Below are 21,124 nucleotides of genomic sequence, written 5' to 3'. Positions count from 1 at the left end.
GTCGGTGATGTCGGGGTGGGTGGCGAGACGGTCTTCGACCTCGCCGGGGAAGACGTTCTCCCCGCCGGAGACGATCATGTCGTCGGCGCGGCCGTCGATGAACAACCGGCCCGCGGCATCGAAATGACCCATGTCCCCGGTCCGAAGGCCGCACCGGCCGGGCGGCCGATCTCGATCAATCTCACCACCGCCGCGTTGAGCGCCGTCATCGCGGTGCTGGCCGTCGCGGTCGTCGCCGTCACCGGGTTCCTGATCGCGGCCCGCTCCGAGATCTCCGACCGCGATGCCGCGGCGGCCGCCGACCGCCGCGCCGAACAGGTCGCCACCGACTACGCCGTCGGCTCGGCCACCGTCAAATTCGACGACACCTCCGGGTGGGTGGGCCGATTGAAGACCAACGCCAGCCCGGCCCTCGCCGCGAAATTCGACGCCACCGCACCGAAACTGCAGGAGATCCTCGTACCACTACAGTGGAACTCCACCGCGACACCGATCGCGGCCAAGGCCGTTTCGGACGCCGACGGTGCCTACAAGGTCGACGTATACGTCGACGTCAACTCCACCAGCACGACAGGATCACGATGACCGACGAGTCCGGGCAGCCGCCGTCTCGAGGGGAGAGGTGACCTATTTTGGGTCCTCTTCTCGCACCGTTGGATATGGCGCTGTGGACCGGTGACGTGTTTCTGCCGTAATAGGCTGCGTCCGAGTGTGTTTATGACGATTGCGGCGATAGATGATTTCTGGCGATGGATTGTGTGACAGCTTCGGGTCGAGCAAATAACGGTCCGAGATCTTATGTCGCAGTTCGGCGTTGATTCAGTCGTGTCGGAGGGTCGTGTTTCGATTCGCCGAATCGAAGCTTGTGCCCATTCCGATACTCGCTCCGCCGTCGACCGGGACCACCGCACCGGTCACGAATCTGAGGTTCGGCGATACGAGCGCGCCGACCAGGTCGGCGAATTCGCGGGGTTGCCCGATGCGGCCCATCGGCAGGCCTTGTCCGAGACGGGTTTTGGACAGTTCCGGTTGTCTGTCGATGGTCTTGGCGATGAGGGGCGTGTCGAAGTATCCGGTCAGCAAGGTGTTGACGTTGATGTTGTGCGGTCCGGCCTCCAGGGCGAGGGTTTGGGCGTAGCCGATCACGGCCGACCAGACGGTGGTCGGGGCTGCCATACCGATGGCCGGGCGTCGCGCGACTCCGGAGACCACGTTGAGGATGCTGCCGCCTTCGGTTGTCATGTGCGGCAGCGTCGTTCGTACGGACCGGACGACGTAGAAGAAGTGGCGTTGGAAGGCGGTGAGCCATACGTCGTCGGTGAGTTCGGAGATGCTTCGGATCGGCGGTCCACCGTCGTTGGTGACCAGGACGTGGACGGCTGGGCCGAACCGTTCGAGCGTCGCGGCCGTGACGCGCTCGATGTCGGCGTCGACCGAACAATCGGCGGCAAGCCCGAGGATCTGCTCTCGGCCGTACTTGTCGGCGAGTTGCGTTGCGGCGGCCGCGACTTTCTCCGCGCGACGCGCGAAGATCGTGACGAAAGCGCCTTCCTGCAACAGGCGATCCGCTATCGCGAAACCCAGGCCATCGCTGCCACCGCCGACGATGGCCACCTTCCCGGTCAGTCCCAGGTCCATCACCCGACTCCTATCGATGCAAGAAATGACTCGGCATTGCCCGAGAACACGTCGTCCAGGACGTCCGGGGAGAAACCCTGCTCACGCCACTCCCGCACCAGTCGCTCGTGGCTGAGCATCGGGTAGTCGGCCCCGAAGAACACCCGCTTACGCAAGCGCTTGCCGATCTCGCGCCGCAGTTCGTCGGAGAAGTAGCGCGGAGACCAACCGTGCAACTCCATCCAGACGTTCGCCTTGTGCAGTGCGATGGCAATCATCTCCGATTGCCAGGGCCACGCCACCCGGGCCGCGATCACGTTCAGATCGGGATATCTGGCTGCGATGCGGTCGACGTAGCGGGGGTGGCAGCCCTCGAGTGTGATGCCCATTCCGCCACGGGTTCCGGCGCCGGCGGCCGACATGCCGACATGGACCAGCACCGGACGGTTGGCCTCGATGCACAGGTTCAGACACTTCGCCCACCCCGGCTGGTCCGGTGTGCCTGCGGGGGTGAACGAATGAACGGTCAGCCCGACCAGCCCCGGCCCCTCGCTCAGGCAGCGCTCGAATTCCCTGACATGACTCGGCTGCGTCGGATCGATGCCGATCCAGTTGCCGAGCACGACGTCGGGATGTGTGCGGGCGAAGTCGAACGCGTAGTCGTGCTGGGCGCGTACCGCACCGGCATCCATCGTGTAGGTGAAGGCGAAGTCGAGCATCACTCTGGCGTTGGCCCGGCGAAATTGGTCGGCCTGCTGTTCATCGCTGACGAAGTTCATGCCCCACTTGAAATAGCCCTGCAGGGCCTCGCGGTCCTCGGCGGTCTCGTAAGGGCTTCCCTTCCAGCCCTTTTCGGTGCCCCAGTGAGAGTGGAAGTCGATCAGTCGGGGTGGCGATGCGTTCAACGCTGAATACCTTTCGTGAATGGTTGCCGGAATTGATCAATGGACGTTGCGCGTCGAATCGCCCCAGTACGGCGCGCGTAACGCCTTCTTGTCGACTTTCCCGACCGGCGTTTGCGGAAGTGAGTCGACGACCACGACCTTCTTCGGCGCGTATATCGAGCCCTTGACCCGCTTCACGAAACCCTGGAGTGCGCGGACGTCGACCACCTGCCCGGGGCGCGCGACCACGAACGCGGTGACGGACTCGCCCCATCTGTCGTCGGGCACGCCGATCACCGCGGCCGAGCCGATCGAAGGGTGTCCGGTGAGGGCGGCCTCGACTTCGCTCGCGTAGATGTTGAATCCCCCGGAGATGATCATGTCCTTCTTGCGGTCGACGATGTACAGCAGTCCCTCGTGGTCCTGACGGGCCAGGTCTCCGGTGTGCAGCCAGCCGCCTTCGAGCGCTGCCGCGGTCTCCTCGGGAAGGTTTCGGTAGCCCAGCATGACGCCGCGGTTGCGCATGACGATCTCGCCCACCTCGCCCTCGAGGACATCGTGCCCGTCGTCGTCGACCAGCCGGATGCGGTTGCCGACCACGGGACGGCCACAGGAGGCGAGCCGCTCGAGGCTCGCGGTCTCGTGCGCGGCCCTGGGCAGGACGGTGCCGATGCCGGTCGACTCCGTCTGTCCGTAGATCTGGGCGAAGACCGGGCCGATCCGCTCCCGCGCTTCTGCCAGGCGCACCGGAGACATCGGCCCGGTGGCGTACCAGATCACCTCGAGGCTGGACAGGTCCCGGGTCTCCGGGCGCTCGTGGTCCAGCAGCGTGTAGATCATCGTCGGCAGACCGCTGAGACAGTTGATGCGCTCGGTTTCGATGATGTCGAGGAAGCGGCCGGGGTCGAAGCCCTGCTCGATCACGACGGTGCCGCCGCGCAGGAGCGTCGGGATGACGCCGAGCCCGGCGGCATGGGTGAGCGGGGCCGAGGCCAGATATCGCGGCAGGTGCGGTTGTTCGAAGTCGGCCATCTGCGCATACACCATCTGCACCATCGACCGATGTGGCTGCATCACGCCCTTGGGTCTGCCGGTCGTTCCCCCGGTGTATTGCAGCCATGCGACGTCCGTCTCGGTGGCCGGGCCGGGGTCGAGTGGCCGGGCCGCGTGCGACTCGCCCTCGGGCAGGCCACCGGCGGCCGGGACAACCAGCAAGTGTTTCAGCGAGCCGACCTCGGCGAGGACTTGGCGCCCGTGCTCCTCGAGAGCGGCGGTAACGACCAGCACCGTGGCCTGCGCATCCTCGCAGACGACGATGTGGTCCTCGACCGAGGCCAGGGCCTGCAGGCCGGTGAAGCGACCGCCTGTCAGGTACGTCGCGGCCTGGATGATCCATGACTCGGGGGTGTTCGGACCGAGCATCGTGACACCCACTCCGAGCCCGACTCCCCGGCGGGCGAGCGCGCCACAGTACTGCGACACGAGATCTCCGACTTGCGCGTAGGTCAGTCGCCGATTACCGGCGACGAATGCCTCGGACGAGCTGTGCCGAGTGAGGGCCTGCACGATCAGATCGCCCAGCGTCACCCCGGAGGAGGCTGTTGTTGCCGAAGGGGAAGCGCTCGGTACGTCGACGAGATGAGACATACCTCAACGATGGGCGCCTACAGCGCGGGCGTACCACCGATGTTCCGCCTGGAATTACCGACGACCCGCCACATTGCGGGTTAGTCGTCGGTCGCCCGCGCCGTAGCGCGGTAGCGGCCCGGTGTCTGGCCTACGAGGTCGGTGAAGGCGTCGATGAAGCTGCTCGGGTTCGCCCAGCCCAGTCGTATCGCGGTGTCGGTGACCGAGGTGCCTGTGGAGAGTTCGATCAGTGCCCGCTGAATACGCAGCAAGGTGCGCCATCGATGGAAGCTCATCGACAGTTCGCTGCTGAACAGTCGGCTGAGGGTACGTTCGCTCGAACCGGTTCTACGTCCCAGCTCAGCCAGCGTCGCCGGGCTGGCAGGATCGGCGTGTAGTAGGTCGGTCACGGCCTTCAGACGAGTGTCGCGTGGTTCCGGAAGGCGCAGTGGTTCTTTCGGGGCGCGAGCGAGTTCCGTCACGACGACCTCAAGCAGCAGCCGGACGCGGGGGCTGTCGGTGGGCTCGCGGGTCATTGCCAGGTATGCCTCGCGTACGAGCGCACTGGCCACGAACACCGACGGCTCCCTCGGTAGCTGCTCGGCCAGTGCCGCCGGGACCCCGAGCACTCGGATATCGGTCTGCCCGTGCGAGCGACTGCTGTGTACGTAGAAGGGCGGCACCCAGGTCATGCGGTTCGTCGGCGCCACCCACGTACCGACTTCGGTCGCGGTGACCAGTGCTCCGGACGCGGCATACCGGAGCTGCCCGAAGTCGTGGAAGTGCGGAGCGACCTCCGCGCCGTGGGCCAAGGGCTCGCAGACCGGCGAATCGTCGGTCCAGAACACCGGCTCGGGCGCAAGTTCGGTCATCAGCATCCACTCTAAGCGGCGGCCGGAATGCTGGCGGGTTATCAGGGTTTTCTGGCGCGACACCGGTGGTACGCCTGTCTTCGGGCGTTCATCGTGGTGGCATGCGAGTAATCACCCAGCACACACTCGGGGGCCCGGAGGTGCTCACCATCGCGGAAGCGCCCGCGCCTCGGCCCCTGCCGACCGAGGTCCTCGTCCGGGTCGAGGCCATCGGGTTGAATCCACTCGAACCGCGACTGCGCGCCGGTGAATTCCCCCTCCTCGGCAGGCCGCCGTTCATCCTCGGCTGGGATATCAGCGGTGTGGTCGAGACGGCGCGGACGTGGCGGTTGCGCCCCGGCGACGAGGTGTTCGGGATGCCGCTGTTCCCGCGAGCCGCCAACGCGTACGCCGAACTCGTGGCAGCACCGGCCCTGCACCTGGTGCGCAAACCGGCCTCGCTCTCGCACGTCGAGGCGGCGGCGCTGCCGATCGTCGGGTTGACCGCGTGGCAGGGCCTGGTCGACCTCGCCGACGTGACCGAGGGCACCCGCGTCCTCATCCACGCCGGTGGTGGCGGTGTCGGCCACGTCGCGATCCAGATCGCGAAATCACTTGGCGCGCACGTGATCACAACCGCCAGCGCCAGTAAACGGGAGTTCGTTCAGGAACTCGGCGCCGACGAGGTCATCGATTACACCGCGGCCGACTTCACCGACGTCGCCAGCGACATCGACGTCGTGCTCGACACGCTCGGCGGCGACACCGCCGCGCGCTCGCTCGACGTGCTCCGCCCCGGGGGTCACCTCGTGACCGCGGTCGCCGACGAGGATGTGGAGCTCATCGCGCAGTTCGAGGCGGCCGGTAGCCATTTCAGCGGCATCGCGGTCGACCCCGACCCGGTCGCCCTGCAAGGCCTCGTCGACCTCGTCGAACAGGGCAAGCTCCGCGTCCACGTGCAGGCAACCTTCCCGTTCGAGCAAATCGCCGACGCGCACCGGCTGATCGAGCGCGGCCACGTCCAGGGCAAAGTTGTTCTCACCGCCTGACCCCCTCGGATGATTATTGTTGGCGCGCAATCTATTCCGTGATGTCGATTGGGGCGTCGGCTCGCGCGGTGCTCGACGGCGGCCGGGATGCGACGCACACCACCAGCAGCGGCTCGTTGCGGACAGGCGCGGTGAACGCTGTGCGGCGGGTGGAATTCCGTTGCTGCACAGGCTGTTTCGTTTCTTGATGAGTATTCGGTGAGCGGTGCCCGGTCGTACGATTCCGGGCCATGAGCCAAATCGCAACGCAGTTACCGCCTACGGTGGCCGCTTGCGCGTGGTGGCCCGTGATATCGGTGCCAATCGACCAACACGCGCCACCGGATGACTCTCGGGGCCCGCCTGGCGATAGAGACCACAGCCAACCGCAGCACCCGCGACGAACCCAAAGGCGCGGCTGGGTCCTACCGGCCGTCGGGCCAGACGGCGAGCGAATTGTCATCCGCCTCGGTCAGCGATGCCAGTTGCTCGGTGACGAGGCTCCAACCCTCGAGCAACCCGAGTTCCTCGTGACGGGCACGAGCACGGGGATCACCGTGGCGCGCCACGATCCGGTAAAGGGTGCCGTCGGCGTGGTCGGCGAGAGTTACCTCACCGGTGACAGCGACGGGCATCGGATTCGCGGGACGCAAAGTGGAGTCGACGGCATTCGTGAACACCAAGCGCTCGTCTTCGTCGACGACGAGGAACGCCGCATCCATGTGTGGAGTGAAAGTGGATCCGTCTTCGCTCATCGAGGTGGCGAATCCGCCTCCGGCATGAACCGCGAACTTGTCGACCCGACACGTATACGGCTCCGGAATCCACCACTGCGCGAAGAGCTCCGGCGTCGTCCATGCCTTCCAGATGACTGCGCGGGGCGCGCGAATTACGCGTTCGATCGCAAGGTCGAGGTCGGGGTTCACCAAATCCTGCCCCTGCTGCTGCCAAAGGGGTCCTGATGTCATGTTTGCTAATAGGACAGTGTCGAGGGGCCGATGCAGCGCCGACTCAAGTTCGAGCGGGTTCGGATCCAGTGCAAGCGCGCTCAGGGTTTTTGTAATGGATACCCTCGCGGCCAGAGGTCCGGAGGGTACTGCTAACGGTTGCAGCCGCTTGAACAAAAGCCGTGATCAGAGCACGATGGTCGAACTGCGACCAAGCAATCACGATGCGGCTCGCTGGTGCGTCGCTCACTGGAACGCAGGTCAATCCTGGAGGAACAGGATTTATGAACGAGCGCGGAAGCATCGCAATTGTCCGTCCGAGGGTAATCATCTGCACCATCTCCGGGACATCGGAAACTTCCGGGCCCTCGCCGAAACCGAGCTGCTGCCCGTCCACGTCGCTGCGCACACCTTTCCAACGCGGCAAGGTCTCATGTTCGAGATCAGCAAGGCGCAACTCGGAGCGTGAGGCCAACCGATGTCCGCGAGGAAGAATTGCGACACGCTCCTCGGCAAACAAGGTCTGATGATTCAAATCGGCGAGATTGTCGAACGGCGCATACAACAGTGCGACATCAGCCCTTCCCGCCCGCAGGTAGTCAGCCCGGTCGGTGGCGCCTCCGAAGAGGACATCCACCTGACGCGCATCAGGTTGACGGGCATACTCGGCAAGGATTCCCGATAGAAGATTCGCATCGCCACCAGGTTTGATCACGAGCCTCAGATGCGCATTGACCTCGGCCGCCCTCCGTGTACTCTCCACTGCGGTCTCGACCGCGTTGAGCGCATGGGTGCCGTGGTGCAGAAGGGCCTGTCCGGCCGGGGTCAGCACGACCTGGCGGCTGGTGCGAACAAACAGTTGAACCCCCAGCCGCGACTCGACGCGGCGGATCGCTTTCGACAGGGCCGGTTGCGCGATCGACAGACGCGCCGCGGCCCGACCGAAGTGTAGTTCCTCAGCGACCGCGATGAAGTACCTCAGTTCCCGGACCTCTAGCTCATCCATGCCTAAAGGTTAATCTTGTACAGTCGATGGAGATTGGGCGTATCGCGGTGACATGACCCCGCGCGGTGTACGAATGGCAACTTCCAGAAGCGCGCCGCGGCATCCTTCGACCGGAAAGCCACCAAGCGCTCTGACGCCAGCCGGGTAAGCGCCTCGCGTGCAACCCCGACGCTGGTGTCGTACCGCTGGCACAGCTCAGGAAACTTCAGCCGCCGACCCGCCTCGTTTCGATCCCTGGAGACCGAAAACGCGCTCGGCAGTGCGGTGGCTGATGTTCGCGCGCTGCTCCTCGCTGAGCGGGGCCGATGTGAGGAAGCGGAGGGCTTCCGTCGTCTCCTCATATGGGGTGTCGATGGCGAACATGATGTTGTCGTCGCCGACCGTGCGCAGGGCGTATTCCAGGGCATTCGGATCGTCTATCCCGCTGGTGGTGATTGTGAAATTGCGCCGAAAGTACGCACTGGGCGTGAGCTCCAGCTGCGATGTCGGAGTGGCCGCGCCGGCGATGCGCCGGGCGAAGGCATAGCGGTTGTCGATGCGCCGCAGGTAGTAGGGGATGCCTTCGCCGAGGTGTCCGATTACGATCTGCAGGTTCGGGTAGCGGTCCAGCGTGCCGCTCATGATGAGGCGCATGGCGTGCAAGCCGGCCTCGGCGCCGTAGCCCCAGATGGCGCCTGACAGGCCGTAGGGGGCGTATTGGCCGAGCATGCTCGGGATCCGGGGGTGCAGGTAGATCGGTGCGTGGTGTGCTTGGGCGGCTTGCAGCAGCGGGGCGAACTGCGGTTCGTCGAGGTAGTGGCCGTTGGTGTGAGAGTTGATCATGATGCCGTGCAGGCCGAGAGTGTCTACCGCGCGCTCGATCTCGTCCGCTGCCGCGTCGGGGGCCTGGGGCGCGACAGTGGCGAGTCCGGCGAAGCGGCTCGGATGGTCACGGACGATCTGGGCGAGCTCGTCGTTGAAGTCGCGGGCCAGATCGACTGCATCTGCCGGTTTGTAGGGCTGTACCCCCGGCGGGTTCAGGCTGAGCAGGGCCATGTCCTGTCCAGCTGCGTCCATGACAGCCAATCGGGCGGTGAGGTCGAGTAACTGGGAACGAGTGGGGTCGTGGCTCTCGACCGAGCGGGTGAGGTCCACTTCGGTGCGGTCGCTGGGACAGATGTCCAGAGTGTGGGCGCGCTGGAGGAACGTGGAGGTGACGAAGTGTTCTTCCACGGCGATGATGCGGTGGCTGGTCATCTCTGACTCCAATCCGTAGATGCTTGCGGCACCGCGATCTGCTGCCTCGTTCAAGCCCCGCGGCCGCCGTCGACCGACAGAGTGGTTCCGGTGATATAGGAGGCCTCCGGAGAACACAGCCAAACAGCCGCGGCCGCAACCTCCTCGGCTTCCGCCAACCTGCGCAGCGGGGTCATGGCCGCCTGCTGCTCGGCCATCTGCGCGCCGGCCGACACGACGACACCGTCGAACATGGCGGTCTTCGTCAGCGCCGGGCACAGCGCGTTGACTCGAATGTTGTCCGGCCCGTGGTCCACAGCGGCCACCTTGGACAGGCCGACGACGCCGTGCTTGCTCGCCACATACGCCGGAGCGCCGGGAATCGCGTAGAGGCCTCCGTTGGAGGCCACGTTGACGATCGCCCCGCCGCCGCGTTGCTTCATCACGGGCAGTTCGTATTTCAGGCACAGCCAGGTGCCGATCAGGTTCACTCGTAGCACGCGCTCCCACTCCTCGACCGACATCTCCGTCATGATCCGGTTGGTAGAGGGAACTCCTGCGTTGTTCACCGCGAAGTCGAACCCGCCGAACGTTGCCACCACCTGAGCTATGGCTCGCTGTACGGACTGCTCGTCACCGATGTCGACGGCCACGGCCTCGGCCCGGCCGCCCTCGGCCACGATCAGCTCCACGGTCTCGCGGGCGCTGTCCTCGTTCAGGTCGAGCACAGCGACCGCGGCGCCGCGCCGGGCGAACTCGAATGCGCTGGCACGCCCGATTCCACGGCCGGCGCCGGTGACCAGACCGACCTTGCCGGCGTAGCTGCTCATGCCAGCGGCTCGTGGTTGACCCAGATCGCCTTGTACGGGTGGCGGCTCTGCCAGCGCTTGATCAGGTCGACCGACCCCGGCAGGGCGAAGATCGCATTCAGGGCCTCGAGGTCGGCCAGGCGCAGTTGCAGGATCGCGCTGGCGACGGCCACCGGAGCGTGGTCGTCGCCAGGCACGCGGATGTGATGGCCAGCCGCGACCGACTCGACCGCACCGGATCCCATGACGAGCTGCTCGAACTCCTCCAGGTACTGGTCCAGAACGCTCGCGGGAATCGGATCATCGAACGCTACGATCATCGTGTGGTGAATCATGCCTCCAGCGAACAGGCATTTTTCACGTTCGTCCAAGATCTTTCCGTTCTCGTTCGATGCCTGTAAGGAATGGATCGAAGGGACAGCGGCGTGATCTGTGGCGTGCTTCGAGGGTTGCGCGGACCGCCCGGACGACCATGGTGTCGGTGATGACAGTCATCGGTCGCCGGTCCAGCAATGTCGCAGTCGTTTCAGGCGCATCTGTCGGAATTTCCCAGTTCGGGACATGTCTTGCATGGGCCTGTGTTCGAGCGGTGCGCGAGGGGGGACTTGAACCCCCACGTCCGAGGACACTGGAACCTAAATCCAGCGCGTCTGCCAATTCCGCCACTCGCGCGTGATGGTACGACCGTCCAAACTCTACCGGGCTTGACCGGCATCGCGAAGTTCCGTGTGGGTGTTTCGTACCCACGAGTAACCCCACCTGCAATTATAACGATTGGGTCACGGCCAATATGAGGGACCCTCAACTTTCCTTCGGGGGTGCAACCGGTCGGACCAGCGGCTTCAAACATGAGGGAGAGTCATGTTTCGGATTATTCTGGTACGTCCGTACTGAAATACCGGGCGGTAGCGGTAGGGGGTGACGGGAAACGTGAGGATTCCCTCATGATTTTGTGCGATCCTCGGATTTCATCAGGTCCTCAGGGGCGAGGGACGCCTGCGCACGGAGGAGCGGCCCCACGAGGGACCACCCGAGGGACGAGCCGCCACGAGAAGGAAGTCGAACGTCTTGACGATCAACGAGAGCACCGAGACCGGATCGAACGCCAAGATTGTCGGGGGAACTTCGGATACGGCGAGGAAGGCCTCGCTGCTGGACCGGCTGCGCGCCGGGGAGGCCTATGCGCTGGCCTTCGGCGGACAGGGCGCGCGCTGGCTGCGCGAGCTGGAGGAGATCGGGCGCGACAGCGCACTGGAGCCGGAGCTGACGGCGCTGGTGAACGAGGCCGCGGCGACGCTGGAGCCGGTGGCCGAGCAGCTGCTGGTGGTGCGGCCGGTCGGCTTCGACCCGGTCGCGTGGATGCTCGAGGACGACCTCGCCGATCTGGACGAGGGCGAGGTGTCGGCCGCGCCGCCGGAGCCGGTGCTGCGGTCGGCCGCGATCTCCATGCCGGGGGTCTTCCTGGCACAGGTGGCGGCGCTGCGGGCGCTGCGGCTGCAGGGCCTCGACGCGGCCGAGCAGGCGCCGGTCGCGATCGTCGGGCATTCGCAGGGCCTGCTGGCAGCGGAGGCCGCCGAGGCCCGCGGCGCGCGCGATGCGGAGCTGCTGGCGCTGGCCCAGCTGATCGGCGCGGCGGCGACCCTGGTGGCGCGGCGGCGCGGGCTGATCCCGGTGGGCGAGAAGTCGCCGATGGTCGCGGTGTCGCACGTGGATCCGGAGCAGCTGCGCGAGGTGGTCGCGGCGGCCGCGCAGGGCGTGGACCCCGCCACGGCCGCGGTGGTGTCCATTCGCAACGGTCGTCGTCGAGTTGTCTTGTCCGGCACCGTGTCTCAGCTCGACCGGGTGCGGCGCCGCTGCGCGGAGATCCACGACGAGCAGACCCGTGACCGGGAGGCGAAGAAGCGCGGCGGCGCGGTGTTCGCCCCCGTGTTCGAGGATGTCGACGTCGAGGTGGCGTTCCATCATCCGGCGCTGGCCGACACCGTGGATCTGGTAACCGCTTGGGCCGACCAGTGCGGCATCGACGCCGAACTGGCCACCCGGCTGACCCGCGCCATCCTGGTCGACCCGGTCGACTGGGTGCAGACCGTCGACGATGTGGTTTCCGCGGGCGCGCAATGGATTCTGGACCTGGGGCCGGGCGATCTGCTGACCCGCCTCACGCAGGGCTCGCTGAAGGGCACCGGCGTCGGTGCCGTCCCGGCCGCGACCCGTCCGGGCCAGCGCAGCCTGTTCACGCCGGGCGCGGCGCCCGAGGTGGCCCCCGCCTGGTCGGCATTCGCGCCCAAGCCCGTGCGGCTGCCCAACGGCCGCGTCGTGGTCGAGACCTCGTTCACCCGCCTCACCGGTCGCTCGCCGGTGCTGCTGGCCGGTATGACCCCGACCACCGTCGACGCCAAAATCGTTGCGGCGGCGGCGAATGCGGGTCACTGGGCGGAGCTGGCCGGTGGCGGCCAGGTGACCGAGCAGATCTTCGCCGACCGTGTCGCCGAGCTGAAGACGCTGCTGCACCCGGGTCGCGCGGTGCAGTTCAACTCGCTGTTCCTCGACCCGTACCTGTGGAAGCTGCAGCTGGGCGGCAAGCGGCTGGTGCAGCGCGCCCGCGCCGCCGGTGCGCCGTTCGACGGCGTGATCGTCACCGCGGGCATCCCGGAGCTCGAGGAGGCCGTCGCGCTGATCGAGGAGCTGAGCGAGGTCGGCATCACCCACGTCGCGTTCAAGCCTGGCACCGTCGCGCAGATCCGCGCGGTGCTGCGCATCGCCGACGCCGTTCCCGACTATCCGGTGATCATGCACATCGAGGGCGGCCGGGCCGGTGGCCACCACTCCTGGGAGGACCTCGACGACCTGCTGCTCGAGACCTACGCCGAGCTGCGCAACCGGGCCAACGTGGTGGTCTGCGTCGGCGGCGGGATCGGCACCCCCGAGCGTTCCACCGAGTACCTGACCGGCGAATGGGCTGTGGCACACGGGTATCCGGCGATGCCGCTGGACGGCGTGCTCGTCGGCACCGCCGCCATGGCCACCCTGGAGGCCACCACGGCGCCCGAGGTGAAGCAGCTGCTGGTCGACACCCCCGGCACCCCGGACTGGGTCGGCGCGGGCACGGCCTCGGCCGGAATGGCCTCCGGGCGTAGCCAATTGGGCGCCGACATCCACGAGATCGACAACTCGGCCTCGCGCACCGGGCGCCTGCTCGACGAGGTGGCGGGCGACGCGGAGGCCGTGGCCGAGCGGCGCGCGGAGATCATCGAGGCGCTGGACCGCACGGCCAAGCCGTATTTCGGCGATGTCGCCACCATGACCTATCTGGAGTGGCTGGAGCGCTACGTCGAGCTCGCGGTCGGCCTGGACCGCCGCAAGGATTTCGACTGCGGGTCCGACCTCGGCGACGCCATCGCCGACGCCACCCGCTCGGTGTGGCTGGACATCACCTGGCGCGACCGGTTCGCGGAAATGATGCGCCGCACCGAATCCCGGCTGCACCCGGCCGACCGCGGCGAGATCCCGACCCTGTTCGCCGACGACACCGCGTTCGAACAGCCGGTGCGGGCGATCTGCGCGCTGAAGGAGCGGTACCCGGCCGTCGCCGACGCCGTGCTGCACCCCGCCGATGTCCCGTTCTTCGTCTCGCTGTGCAAGACCCCGGGCAAGCCGGTGAACTTCGTGCCCGTCGTCGACGCCGACGTGCGCCGCTGGTGGCGCTCGGATTCGCTGTGGCAGGCCCATGATTCGCGGTACTCCGCCGATCAGGTGTGCGTCATCCCGGGCACCGTGTCCGTCGCCGGGATCACGCGCGTGGACGAGCCGGTCGGTGAGCTGCTGGACAGGTTCGAGCAGGACACCGCCTACGCGCTGATGCGCGGCGGGGTCACCCCGCAGGCCGTCGACGGCCGCCGCCGCGTCGAGGTGGCCGCGGGAGCGATCGACATCGTGCTCGCCGCGGCGGATGTGCAGTGGTCCGGCCGCACCACGGTCAACCCGATCCACCGGCTCGGCGACCTGCACGAATGGACCATGAACGGCAAGGGTGCGATGCACCCGCCGACGGGTGCGACCCTGCGCGCCACCGAGGGACCCGAAACCGACCACGCCTACGTGGAACTCGCGGTGCCGCTGCTGGGCAAGGACGCCGTGCGCATTCGCATCACGGTGCCCGCCTCCGTGTACAACGGCGGGGCGCCGGTGATCACGGAGGACGACGCCGAGGCCGCGATGTCGGCGCTGCTGGGCGTCGCCGCCGGGCAGGCGCTTCCGGAGGTGAAGTCCGCCAACGGAACTCACGTCGCCCACGTGAATCTCGCCTGGACCCCGGATCTGATCGCCGATCACGCCGGTGTCACCGGCTCCGGGCTCCCGGCGAACCTGAGCACCATCGGCCGCACGGTGCCCGACGTGCTCGTGGGCGCCTGCTGGCCCGCCGTCTTCGCCGTGCTGGGCGCCACCCGTACCGAGGATGCCCGCAGCGTCATCGAGGGCATGCTGGATCTGGTCCACCTGGACCACCGGATCGAGCTGGTGGCCGAATTGCCCTCCAACGCAGCGGTTCTCACGGTCCGCGCGGAGTCGGGGGCGGTGCTCGACACCGATATGGGCCGCGTCGTCGAGGTGCACGTCGAGGTCGGCGTCATGCGCGACCACGGACTGGAGACCCCGACGGTGGCAAAGCTGGTGGAGCGCTTCGCCATTCGCGGCCGCAACGGCGACGGTGAGCTGTCCGATCCGCCGCGCGCCGCGGGCACCGTCTCGGCGGAGGCCACCGACACCCCGCGGCGGCGCCGCCGCGCCGTGGGCATGGTCGCCCCGCGCGCGATGGGCGCCTTCGCCGCCGTGTCGGGCGATCACAACCCGATTCACACCAGCGACAACGCCGCCCGGCTGGCCGGTCTGGGCAGCCCGATCGTGCACGGGATGTGGTTGTCGGCCGCCGCGCAGCACGCGGTTTCCGCCGTCGATCCCGAATCCCCGGTCCCCGCACGGACGGTGAACGCGTGGACCACGCGGTTCCTCGGCATGGTGCGCCCCGGCGCGGAGATCGACGTGCGCGTCGAGCGGATCGCCGTCGACCAGGGCAGCGAGATCGTCGAGGTGTCCTGCCGGACCGGTGGCGACCTGGTGATGACCGCGACCGCGCGGCTCGCCGCGCCGAAGACCGTGTACGCCTTCCCCGGCCAGGGCATCCAGAGCAAGGGGATGGGCCTGGACGCGCGTTCGCGCTCCAAGGCGGCCAAGGAGGTGTGGGACCGGGCCGACAAGCACACCCGCGAGGCGCTGGGATTCTCCATCCTCGCCGTGGTCCGCGACAACCCGACCTACCTCAAGGCCCGCGGCGTGGAGTACCGGCACCCGCAGGGCGTGCTGCATCTGACCCAGTTCACGCAGGTGGCGATGGCGACCCTCGGCGTCGCCCAGGTGGCCGAGCTGCGCGAGGCCGGTGCGTTCGTCGAGGGCGCGATGCTGGCCGGGCATTCGGTGGGTGAGTACAACGCGCTCGCCGCCGTGGCCGGGGTGCTGCCGCTGGAGGCGGTGCTGGAGGTGGTCTTCCAGCGCGGTTCCGCGATGCACGAACTGGTGCCGCGAGATGCCCAGGGCCGCAGCGACTATCGGATGGCCGCCATCCGGCCGTCGCAGATCGGGCTGCCCGACGCCGAGGTCATCGACTTCGTCGCGGAGGTGGCGGCGCGGGCCGACGAGTTCCTGGAGGTCGTGAACCTGAACCTGCGTGGCTCGCAGTACGCCATCGCGGGCACGGTGAAGGGTCTCGAGGAGCTGGAGGCCGAAATCGAGCGCCGCCGTGCGGAATTCGGCGGAAAGCGCGCGTTCGTGCTGGTGCCCGGCATCGACGTGCCGTTCCACTCGACCGTGCTGCGCAAGGGCGTGCCCGAGTTCCGGCACAAGCTCGAGGACCTGCTCCCGGAGGATCTGCATTCGGAAATCCTTGCCGGGCGCTATATTCCGAACCTGGTACCGCGGCCGTTCTCGCTCGAGCGCGAATTCATCGCCGAGATCGCCGATCTGGTGCCCTCGGAGCCGCTGACGCAGGTGCTGGCGAACTGGGACGACTGGTCGGCGCGCCCGAGCGAGCTGTGCCGGGTGGTGCTGATCGAGCTGCTGGCCTGGCAGTTCGCCAGCCCGGTGCGCTGGATCGAGACCCAGGACCTGCTGTTCACCGATCCCGAGCACGGTGGCCTCGCCGTGGAGCGGTTCGTCGAGATCGGCCTGGCCGCCACGCCGACCGTCGCCAACCTCGCCACCAACACGCTGAAGCTGCCGCAGTTCGCCACCGCCAAGGTGGAGGTGCTCAATATCGAGCGCGAGGCCGGTGTCGTGTACTCCACCGACACCGATCCGGCGCCGGTGGAGGAGCCGGAAGAGGCTGTGGCCGAACAGGTTCCGGCCGCCGCGGCGGCCCCTGCGGCGGCGCCCGCTCCCGCGGCGGCCCCCGCCGGTGGTCCGCGCCCCGACGACATCCCGTTCACCGCCGCCGACGCGACCCGGGTGCTGATCGCCCTGTGGACCAAGCTGCGCCTGGACCAGATCGGCCCGGTGGACACCATCGAGGGCCTGTGCGACGGCGTCTCCTCGCGGCGCAACCAGCTGCTGGTGGACCTCGGCTCGGAGCTGTCGCTGGGCGCCATCGACGGCGCCGCCGATGCCGACATGGGCGCGCTGTCGGCGACCGTGGAGCGGCTCGCCCGCACCTACAAGCCGTTCGGCTCGGTGCTGTCCGACGCGGTCGGCGACCACCTGCGCAAGGTGTTCGGCCCCTCCGGCAAGCGGCCCGCCGCGATCGCCGACCGGGTCAAGAAGGTGTGGGAGCTCGGCGACGGCTGGGCCCACCACGTCACCGCCGAGGTGTCGCTGGGCACCCGCGAGGGTGCCAGCGTGCGCGGCGGCGACCTGGGCGGCCTGGTGTCGGGCGCGCTGGGCGACGGTGCCGCGGTGGATGCGGCGATCGACGCCGCCGTGCAGTCGGTCGCCGCGCGGCGCGGGGTCAGCGTGGCGCTGCCCGCGGCCGGTGGCGGTGGCGGCGGCACGGTCGACGCGGCCGCGCTCGGCGAGTTCACCGAGCAGATCACCGGCCGCGACGGCGTGCTGGCGACTGCGGCCCGGGTCGTGCTCGAGCAGCTGGGCCTCGACGAGCAGGTGTCGGCCCCGGAGGCCACCGACGACTCGCTGGTGGATCTGGTGTCGGCCGAACTCGGTTCGGACTGGCCGCGATTGGTCGCGCCCGCATTCGACGCCCGCAAGGCGGTGCTGATCGACGACCGCTGGGCCACCGCGCGCGAGGATCTGGCGCGGCTGTGGCTCGGCGACGACGCCGAGATCGCCGACCTGCCCGTGGACGGCTACCTCGGCGCCGGTGCGGCCGTTGCGGCACAGGCGAACTGGTGGCGGCAGCGCGCGATGGCCGAGGCCCGCTCGGTGCTCGCCGGAGCCTACGAGCGGATCGCCGAGGCGGCCCTCGACACGGAGGAGGCCGGTAGCTGGTCCTCGGACGTCGCCGTGATCACCGGCGCCAGTAAGGGTTCCATCGCGGCCGCGGCCGCCGGGCGCCTGCTGGGCGGCGGCGCGACCGTCGTCGTCACCACGTCGCGGCTCGACGACGACCGGCTCGGCTTCTACAAGCAGCTGTACCGCGAGAACGCGCGCCACGGCGCCGCGCTGTGGGTGGTGCCCGCGAATATGGCCTCCTACACCGATGTCGACGCGCTGATCGAGTGGGTCGGCAACGAGCAGAGCGACAATGCCGGTGGCGCAAAGGTTCTCGTCAAGCCGGCGCTGACCCCGACGCTGCTGCTGCCGTTCGCGGCTCCGCGCGTCGCGGGCGATCTGACCGACGCCGGTGCCCGCGCCGAGATGGAGATGCGGGTGCTGCTGTGGTCGGTGGAGCGCCTGATCGGCGGGCTGTCCAAGCTCGGCGCCGATCACGACGTGGACGCGAAACTGCATGTGGTGCTGCCGGGTTCGCCCAACCGCGGCATCTTCGGCGGCGACGGCGCCTACGGCGAATCCAAGGCGGCGCTGGACGCGGTCATCGCCAAGTGGCGGGTGGAGAAGTCGTGGTCGCAGCGGGTCACCCTGGTGCACGCGCTGATCGGCTGGGTGCGCGGCACCGGGCTGATGGGCCACAACGATCCGCTGGTCGCCGCGGTCGAGAAGGCCGGTGTGCACACGTGGTCCACGGTGGAGATCGCCGATGAACTGCTCAAGTGGTGCACCAGCCGGGCCCGCGTCGTCACCGCGTCCGGACCGCAGCAGATCGATCTGACCGGCGGCCTGGCCCGTGCCAAGCTGGACCTGCCAGCCCTGGCGAAGGAGGCCGAGGCGCTCGAATCCGAGGACGCCGCGGGCGAATCCGGGGACGATGCGCCCACCATCGCGGCGCTGCCCGCGCCGCCGACGCTGACCTCCGCGCTGCCGGTGCCCGAATGGGGCCCGGTGACAACCGATCTCGCCGATATGGTGGTGATCGTCGGCGCCGGGGAACTGGGCCCGTACGGTTCGGCCCGGACCCGCTTCGAGATGGAGGTCGCCGACGAGCTGTCGGCGGCGGGCGTGCTCGAGCTGGCGTGGACCACCGGCCTGGTCACCTGGGAGAGCGAACCCAAGCCGGGCTGGTACGACACCGAATCCGGCGAGTACGTCGACGAATCCGAGCTGGCCGAGCGCTATCACGACGCGGTCGTCGAGCGCTGCGGCGTGCGCCGCTACGGCGACGACGGCTCCATGGTCGACAATGCCGCGCCGCTGCTGACCTCGGTGTTCCTGGACAAGGACCTGACGTTCGCGGTCACCAGCGAGGCCGAGGCCCGCGCCTTCCACGCCGCGGATCCCGAGCACACGGTGATCGCGCCGGTCGCCGACTCGGGCGACTGGCAGGTGACGCGCAAGGCGGGCACCGAGATCCGGGTGCCGCGCAAGGCGAAGCTGTCGCGCACGGTGGGCGGCCAGATCCCCGAGGGCTGGGATCCCACCAAGTGGGGCATCTCCCCGGACATGGCGAGCTCGGTGGACCGGGTGGCGCTGTGGAACATCGTCTGCACCGTCGACGCGTTCCTGTCCTCCGGCTTCAGCCCTGCCGAGCTGATGAGCTGGGTGCACCCCTCGCTGGTGACCAACACCCAGGGCACCGGCATGGGCGGCATGTCGTCGATGCGGTCGCTGTACATCGACAACCTGCTCGGCGAGCCCCGCGCCAACGACATCCTGCAGGAGGCGCTGCCGAATGTCGCTCTGGCGCACGTGGTTCAGTCCTACGTCGGCAGCTACGGCGGGATGATCCATCCGGTCGCGGCCTGCGCGACCGCGGCGGTCTCGGTCGAGGAGGGCGTGGACAAGATCCGGCTCGGCAAGGCCGACGTCGTGATCGCCGGTGGCTACGACGATCTCGGCATCGAGGGCATCGTCGGCTTCGGTGACATGTCGGCCACCGCGGACTCGGCGGCGATGAGCGCCAAGGGCATCAGCGACCGGTACTTCTCCCGCGCCAACGACCGTCGCCGCGGCGGATTCGTCGAATCCCAGGGCGGCGGAACGGTTTTGCTGGCGCGCGGTGACGTCGCGGTGGAGATGGGACTGCCGGTGCTCGGTGTCCTCGCCTACGCGCAGTCGTTCGCCGACGGGGTGCACACCTCGATCCCGGCGCCGGGCCTGGGCGCGCTGGGCGCCGGTCGCGGCGGCCGGGACTCACGCCTGGCGGCCGCGCTGCGGAAACTGGGCGTCTCGGCGGACGAGGTCAGCGTGGTGTCCAAGCACGACACCTCCACGGCCGCAAACGATCCCAACGAATCGGAACTGCACGAGCGGCTGGCCGGGGCGCTGGGCCGCACCGACGGCGCTCCGCTGTTCGTGATCTCGCAGAAGTCGCTCACCGGGCACGCGAAGGGCGGTGCGGCGGCGTTCCAGCTGATCGGCCTGTGCCAGGTGCTCGAGCAGGGCGTGATCCCGCCGAACCGCAGCCTCGACTGCGTCGACGACAAGATGCGGGACTACCCGCACCTGGTGTGGGCGCGCGAACCGCTGCGGTTCGGAGATCGGTTCGCGCTCAAGGCCGGTCTGGTCACCTCGCTCGGATTCGGGCACGTGTCAGGGCTTTTGGCGGTCGTGCATCCGCAGGCGTTCATCGAGGCCATCGATCCGCAGCGGCGTGCGGAGTACCAGCGCCGCGCCGAGCAGCGGCAGCTCGCCGGGCGGCAGCGGTTTGCGGAGGCGATGTGCGGCGGTGCCCCGCTGTACGAGCGGCCCGCCGACCGTCGCCTGGGCTCGGAGGGCACCCCCGCCAAGCAGATTCGGCAGTTGGAGGCCGACGTGCTGCTGTCGCCGGACGCCAGGCTGGCGGCGGACGGCACCTACGTCGCCGACGCCGGGCCCGCCTGCCGGTAAACCCGGGCTCCTCCGTTCGCCCGGGAGCCCACGCGTTCCGCTGGTAAGTTTCAGCCGAGCCGGTGGCCGCCGTCATACCGGTGGCCACCGGCTCGGATTCGCCTGGACGGGCCGCGGCGGGTAGCGCCGCGTCGTCCACTGACGGTTGAGGAGCGGCAAAGACTGTGACCATCCTGGGGATCGGCATGGACCTGGTGACCATTTCCGAGTTCGCGGAACAGCTGAAGCGAGCCGGAACCACCATGCTCCGTGAGAGTTTCACCGCGGGGGAGCGGCGCTACTGCGAGAGCAAGGGCACCGATCCGGCGCGCAGTTACGCGGCGCGGTGGGCGGCCAAGGAGGCGGTGCTCAAGGCATGGGCGACCTCCCGCTTCGCGCGCAGCCCGCAGGTCGGTGACAACCCGTACCCGCTGATCGAGGTCGTGAACGACGCCTGGGGCCGCCCGAGCATCAAATTGCACGGCCTGGCCGCCGAATTCCTGCCCCGCGTCCGGGTGCACCTGTCGCTCACCCACGACGGCGACACCGCCGCCGCCATGGTGGTCCTGGAAGATCCCGGCGAGCTAGCCGATCTGATCGAGGCCCGCGAGCGTTAGTCGCGTGCACGCCCCATCTGTGCCCAGCAAGCACCAGCTATTCCTATCCCGGCATGCTCCAGCTGTTCCTATCCCGGCATGCACCAGCTGTTAGTATCCCGGCCTGCTCAATCAGTTGGTATCCCCGGCAGCTCGAGCGATAATTAAACCCCGATAAAC

Annotated in this window: 13 protein-coding genes and 1 tRNA gene; 4 read left to right on the top strand and 10 right to left on the bottom strand. The window is 68.2% G+C overall.

The window, feature by feature from the left end; translation table 11 throughout:
- Window positions 1–123 precede the first annotated feature (123 nt).
- The gene (locus tag QH290_RS20775) at window positions 124–585 is read left to right on the top strand and encodes a hypothetical protein (RefSeq protein WP_280384570.1); all 462 of its coding nucleotides are present in this window, start codon (window positions 124–126) and stop codon (window positions 583–585) included.
- Between the two features lie 234 nt (window positions 586–819).
- On the opposite strand, the gene QH290_RS20770 is transcribed toward QH290_RS20775, so the two are convergent.
- From QH290_RS20770 to QH290_RS20755, 4 genes are all read right to left on the bottom strand, one after another.
- Entirely contained in the window at window positions 820–1,638 is an 819-nt protein-coding gene (locus QH290_RS20770) for an SDR family NAD(P)-dependent oxidoreductase (RefSeq protein ID WP_280266034.1), read from the bottom strand.
- On the bottom strand, window positions 1,638–2,522 hold the full coding sequence (locus tag QH290_RS20765; RefSeq protein ID WP_280384568.1) for an amidohydrolase family protein: 885 nt from the start codon (window positions 2,520–2,522) through the stop codon (window positions 1,638–1,640). Before QH290_RS20765 ends, QH290_RS20770 begins: the two co-directional genes overlap by 1 nt.
- A 36-nt stretch (window positions 2,523–2,558) precedes the next feature.
- Window positions 2,559–4,088: an AMP-binding protein gene (locus tag QH290_RS20760; protein ID WP_280384566.1), complete on the bottom strand. Its 1,530-nt coding sequence runs from the start codon at window positions 4,086–4,088 to the stop codon at window positions 2,559–2,561.
- A gap of 140 nt (window positions 4,089–4,228) precedes the next feature.
- Window positions 4,229–4,999 carry a helix-turn-helix transcriptional regulator gene (locus QH290_RS20755; protein WP_280266031.1) on the bottom strand — a complete coding sequence of 257 codons (771 nt, stop codon included), beginning with the start codon at window positions 4,997–4,999 and terminating at the stop codon, window positions 4,229–4,231.
- Between the two features lie 101 nt (window positions 5,000–5,100).
- Between QH290_RS20755 and QH290_RS20750 the strand changes: the two genes are divergently transcribed.
- On the top strand, window positions 5,101–6,027 hold the full coding sequence (locus QH290_RS20750; RefSeq protein WP_280384564.1) for an NADP-dependent oxidoreductase: 927 nt from the start codon (window positions 5,101–5,103) through the stop codon (window positions 6,025–6,027).
- A gap of 404 nt (window positions 6,028–6,431) precedes the next feature.
- Here QH290_RS20750 and QH290_RS20745 read toward each other — a convergent pair whose 3' ends face one another.
- The 6 genes from QH290_RS20745 to QH290_RS20715 all read right to left on the bottom strand — a co-directional run bounded on the left by QH290_RS20745 (window position 6,432) and on the right by QH290_RS20715 (window position 10,655).
- On the bottom strand, window positions 6,432–6,974 hold the full coding sequence (locus tag QH290_RS20745; protein WP_280384562.1) for an SRPBCC domain-containing protein: 543 nt from the start codon (window positions 6,972–6,974) through the stop codon (window positions 6,432–6,434).
- Between the two features lie 43 nt (window positions 6,975–7,017).
- Window positions 7,018–7,959: a LysR family transcriptional regulator gene (locus QH290_RS20740; protein WP_280384560.1), complete on the bottom strand. Its 942-nt coding sequence runs from the start codon at window positions 7,957–7,959 to the stop codon at window positions 7,018–7,020.
- Window positions 7,960–8,154: 195 nt separating this feature from the next.
- Window positions 8,155–9,195, bottom strand: a complete 1,041-nt coding sequence (locus QH290_RS20730; protein ID WP_280266028.1) for an amidohydrolase family protein — start codon at window positions 9,193–9,195, stop codon at window positions 8,155–8,157.
- A 50-nt stretch (window positions 9,196–9,245) separates the two neighbouring features.
- Window positions 9,246–10,004: an SDR family NAD(P)-dependent oxidoreductase gene (locus QH290_RS20725; protein WP_280266027.1), complete on the bottom strand. Its 759-nt coding sequence runs from the start codon at window positions 10,002–10,004 to the stop codon at window positions 9,246–9,248.
- Complete coding sequence (locus QH290_RS20720; protein ID WP_280384558.1) at window positions 10,001–10,354, bottom strand: hypothetical protein; 354 nt, start codon at window positions 10,352–10,354, stop codon at window positions 10,001–10,003. The genes QH290_RS20725 and QH290_RS20720 overlap by 4 nt, the downstream gene beginning before the upstream one ends.
- A 219-nt stretch (window positions 10,355–10,573) precedes the next feature.
- A tRNA-Leu gene (locus tag QH290_RS20715) sits at window positions 10,574–10,655 on the bottom strand.
- 396 nt (window positions 10,656–11,051) lie between these two features.
- On the opposite strand from QH290_RS20715, the gene QH290_RS20710 reads away from it, so the two are divergent.
- Window positions 11,052–20,369 (top strand): fatty acid synthase subunit beta domain-containing protein, encoded by a 9,318-nt coding sequence (locus tag QH290_RS20710; protein WP_425303629.1) that lies wholly within the window; start codon window positions 11,052–11,054, stop codon window positions 20,367–20,369.
- A 164-nt stretch (window positions 20,370–20,533) separates the two neighbouring features.
- The gene (gene acpS / locus QH290_RS20705; RefSeq protein ID WP_280263311.1) at window positions 20,534–20,965 is read left to right on the top strand and encodes a holo-ACP synthase AcpS; all 432 of its coding nucleotides are present in this window, start codon (window positions 20,534–20,536) and stop codon (window positions 20,963–20,965) included.
- Window positions 20,966–21,124 lie beyond the last annotated feature (159 nt).

Origin of the sequence: Nocardia wallacei (assembly GCF_029869545.1) — a bacterium.
GTDB classification, from domain to species: domain Bacteria; phylum Actinomycetota; class Actinomycetes; order Mycobacteriales; family Mycobacteriaceae; genus Nocardia; species Nocardia wallacei_A.
The sequence above is the reverse complement of the archived record's forward strand: the minus strand, read 5'-3'. Positions and strand labels throughout refer to the sequence as shown.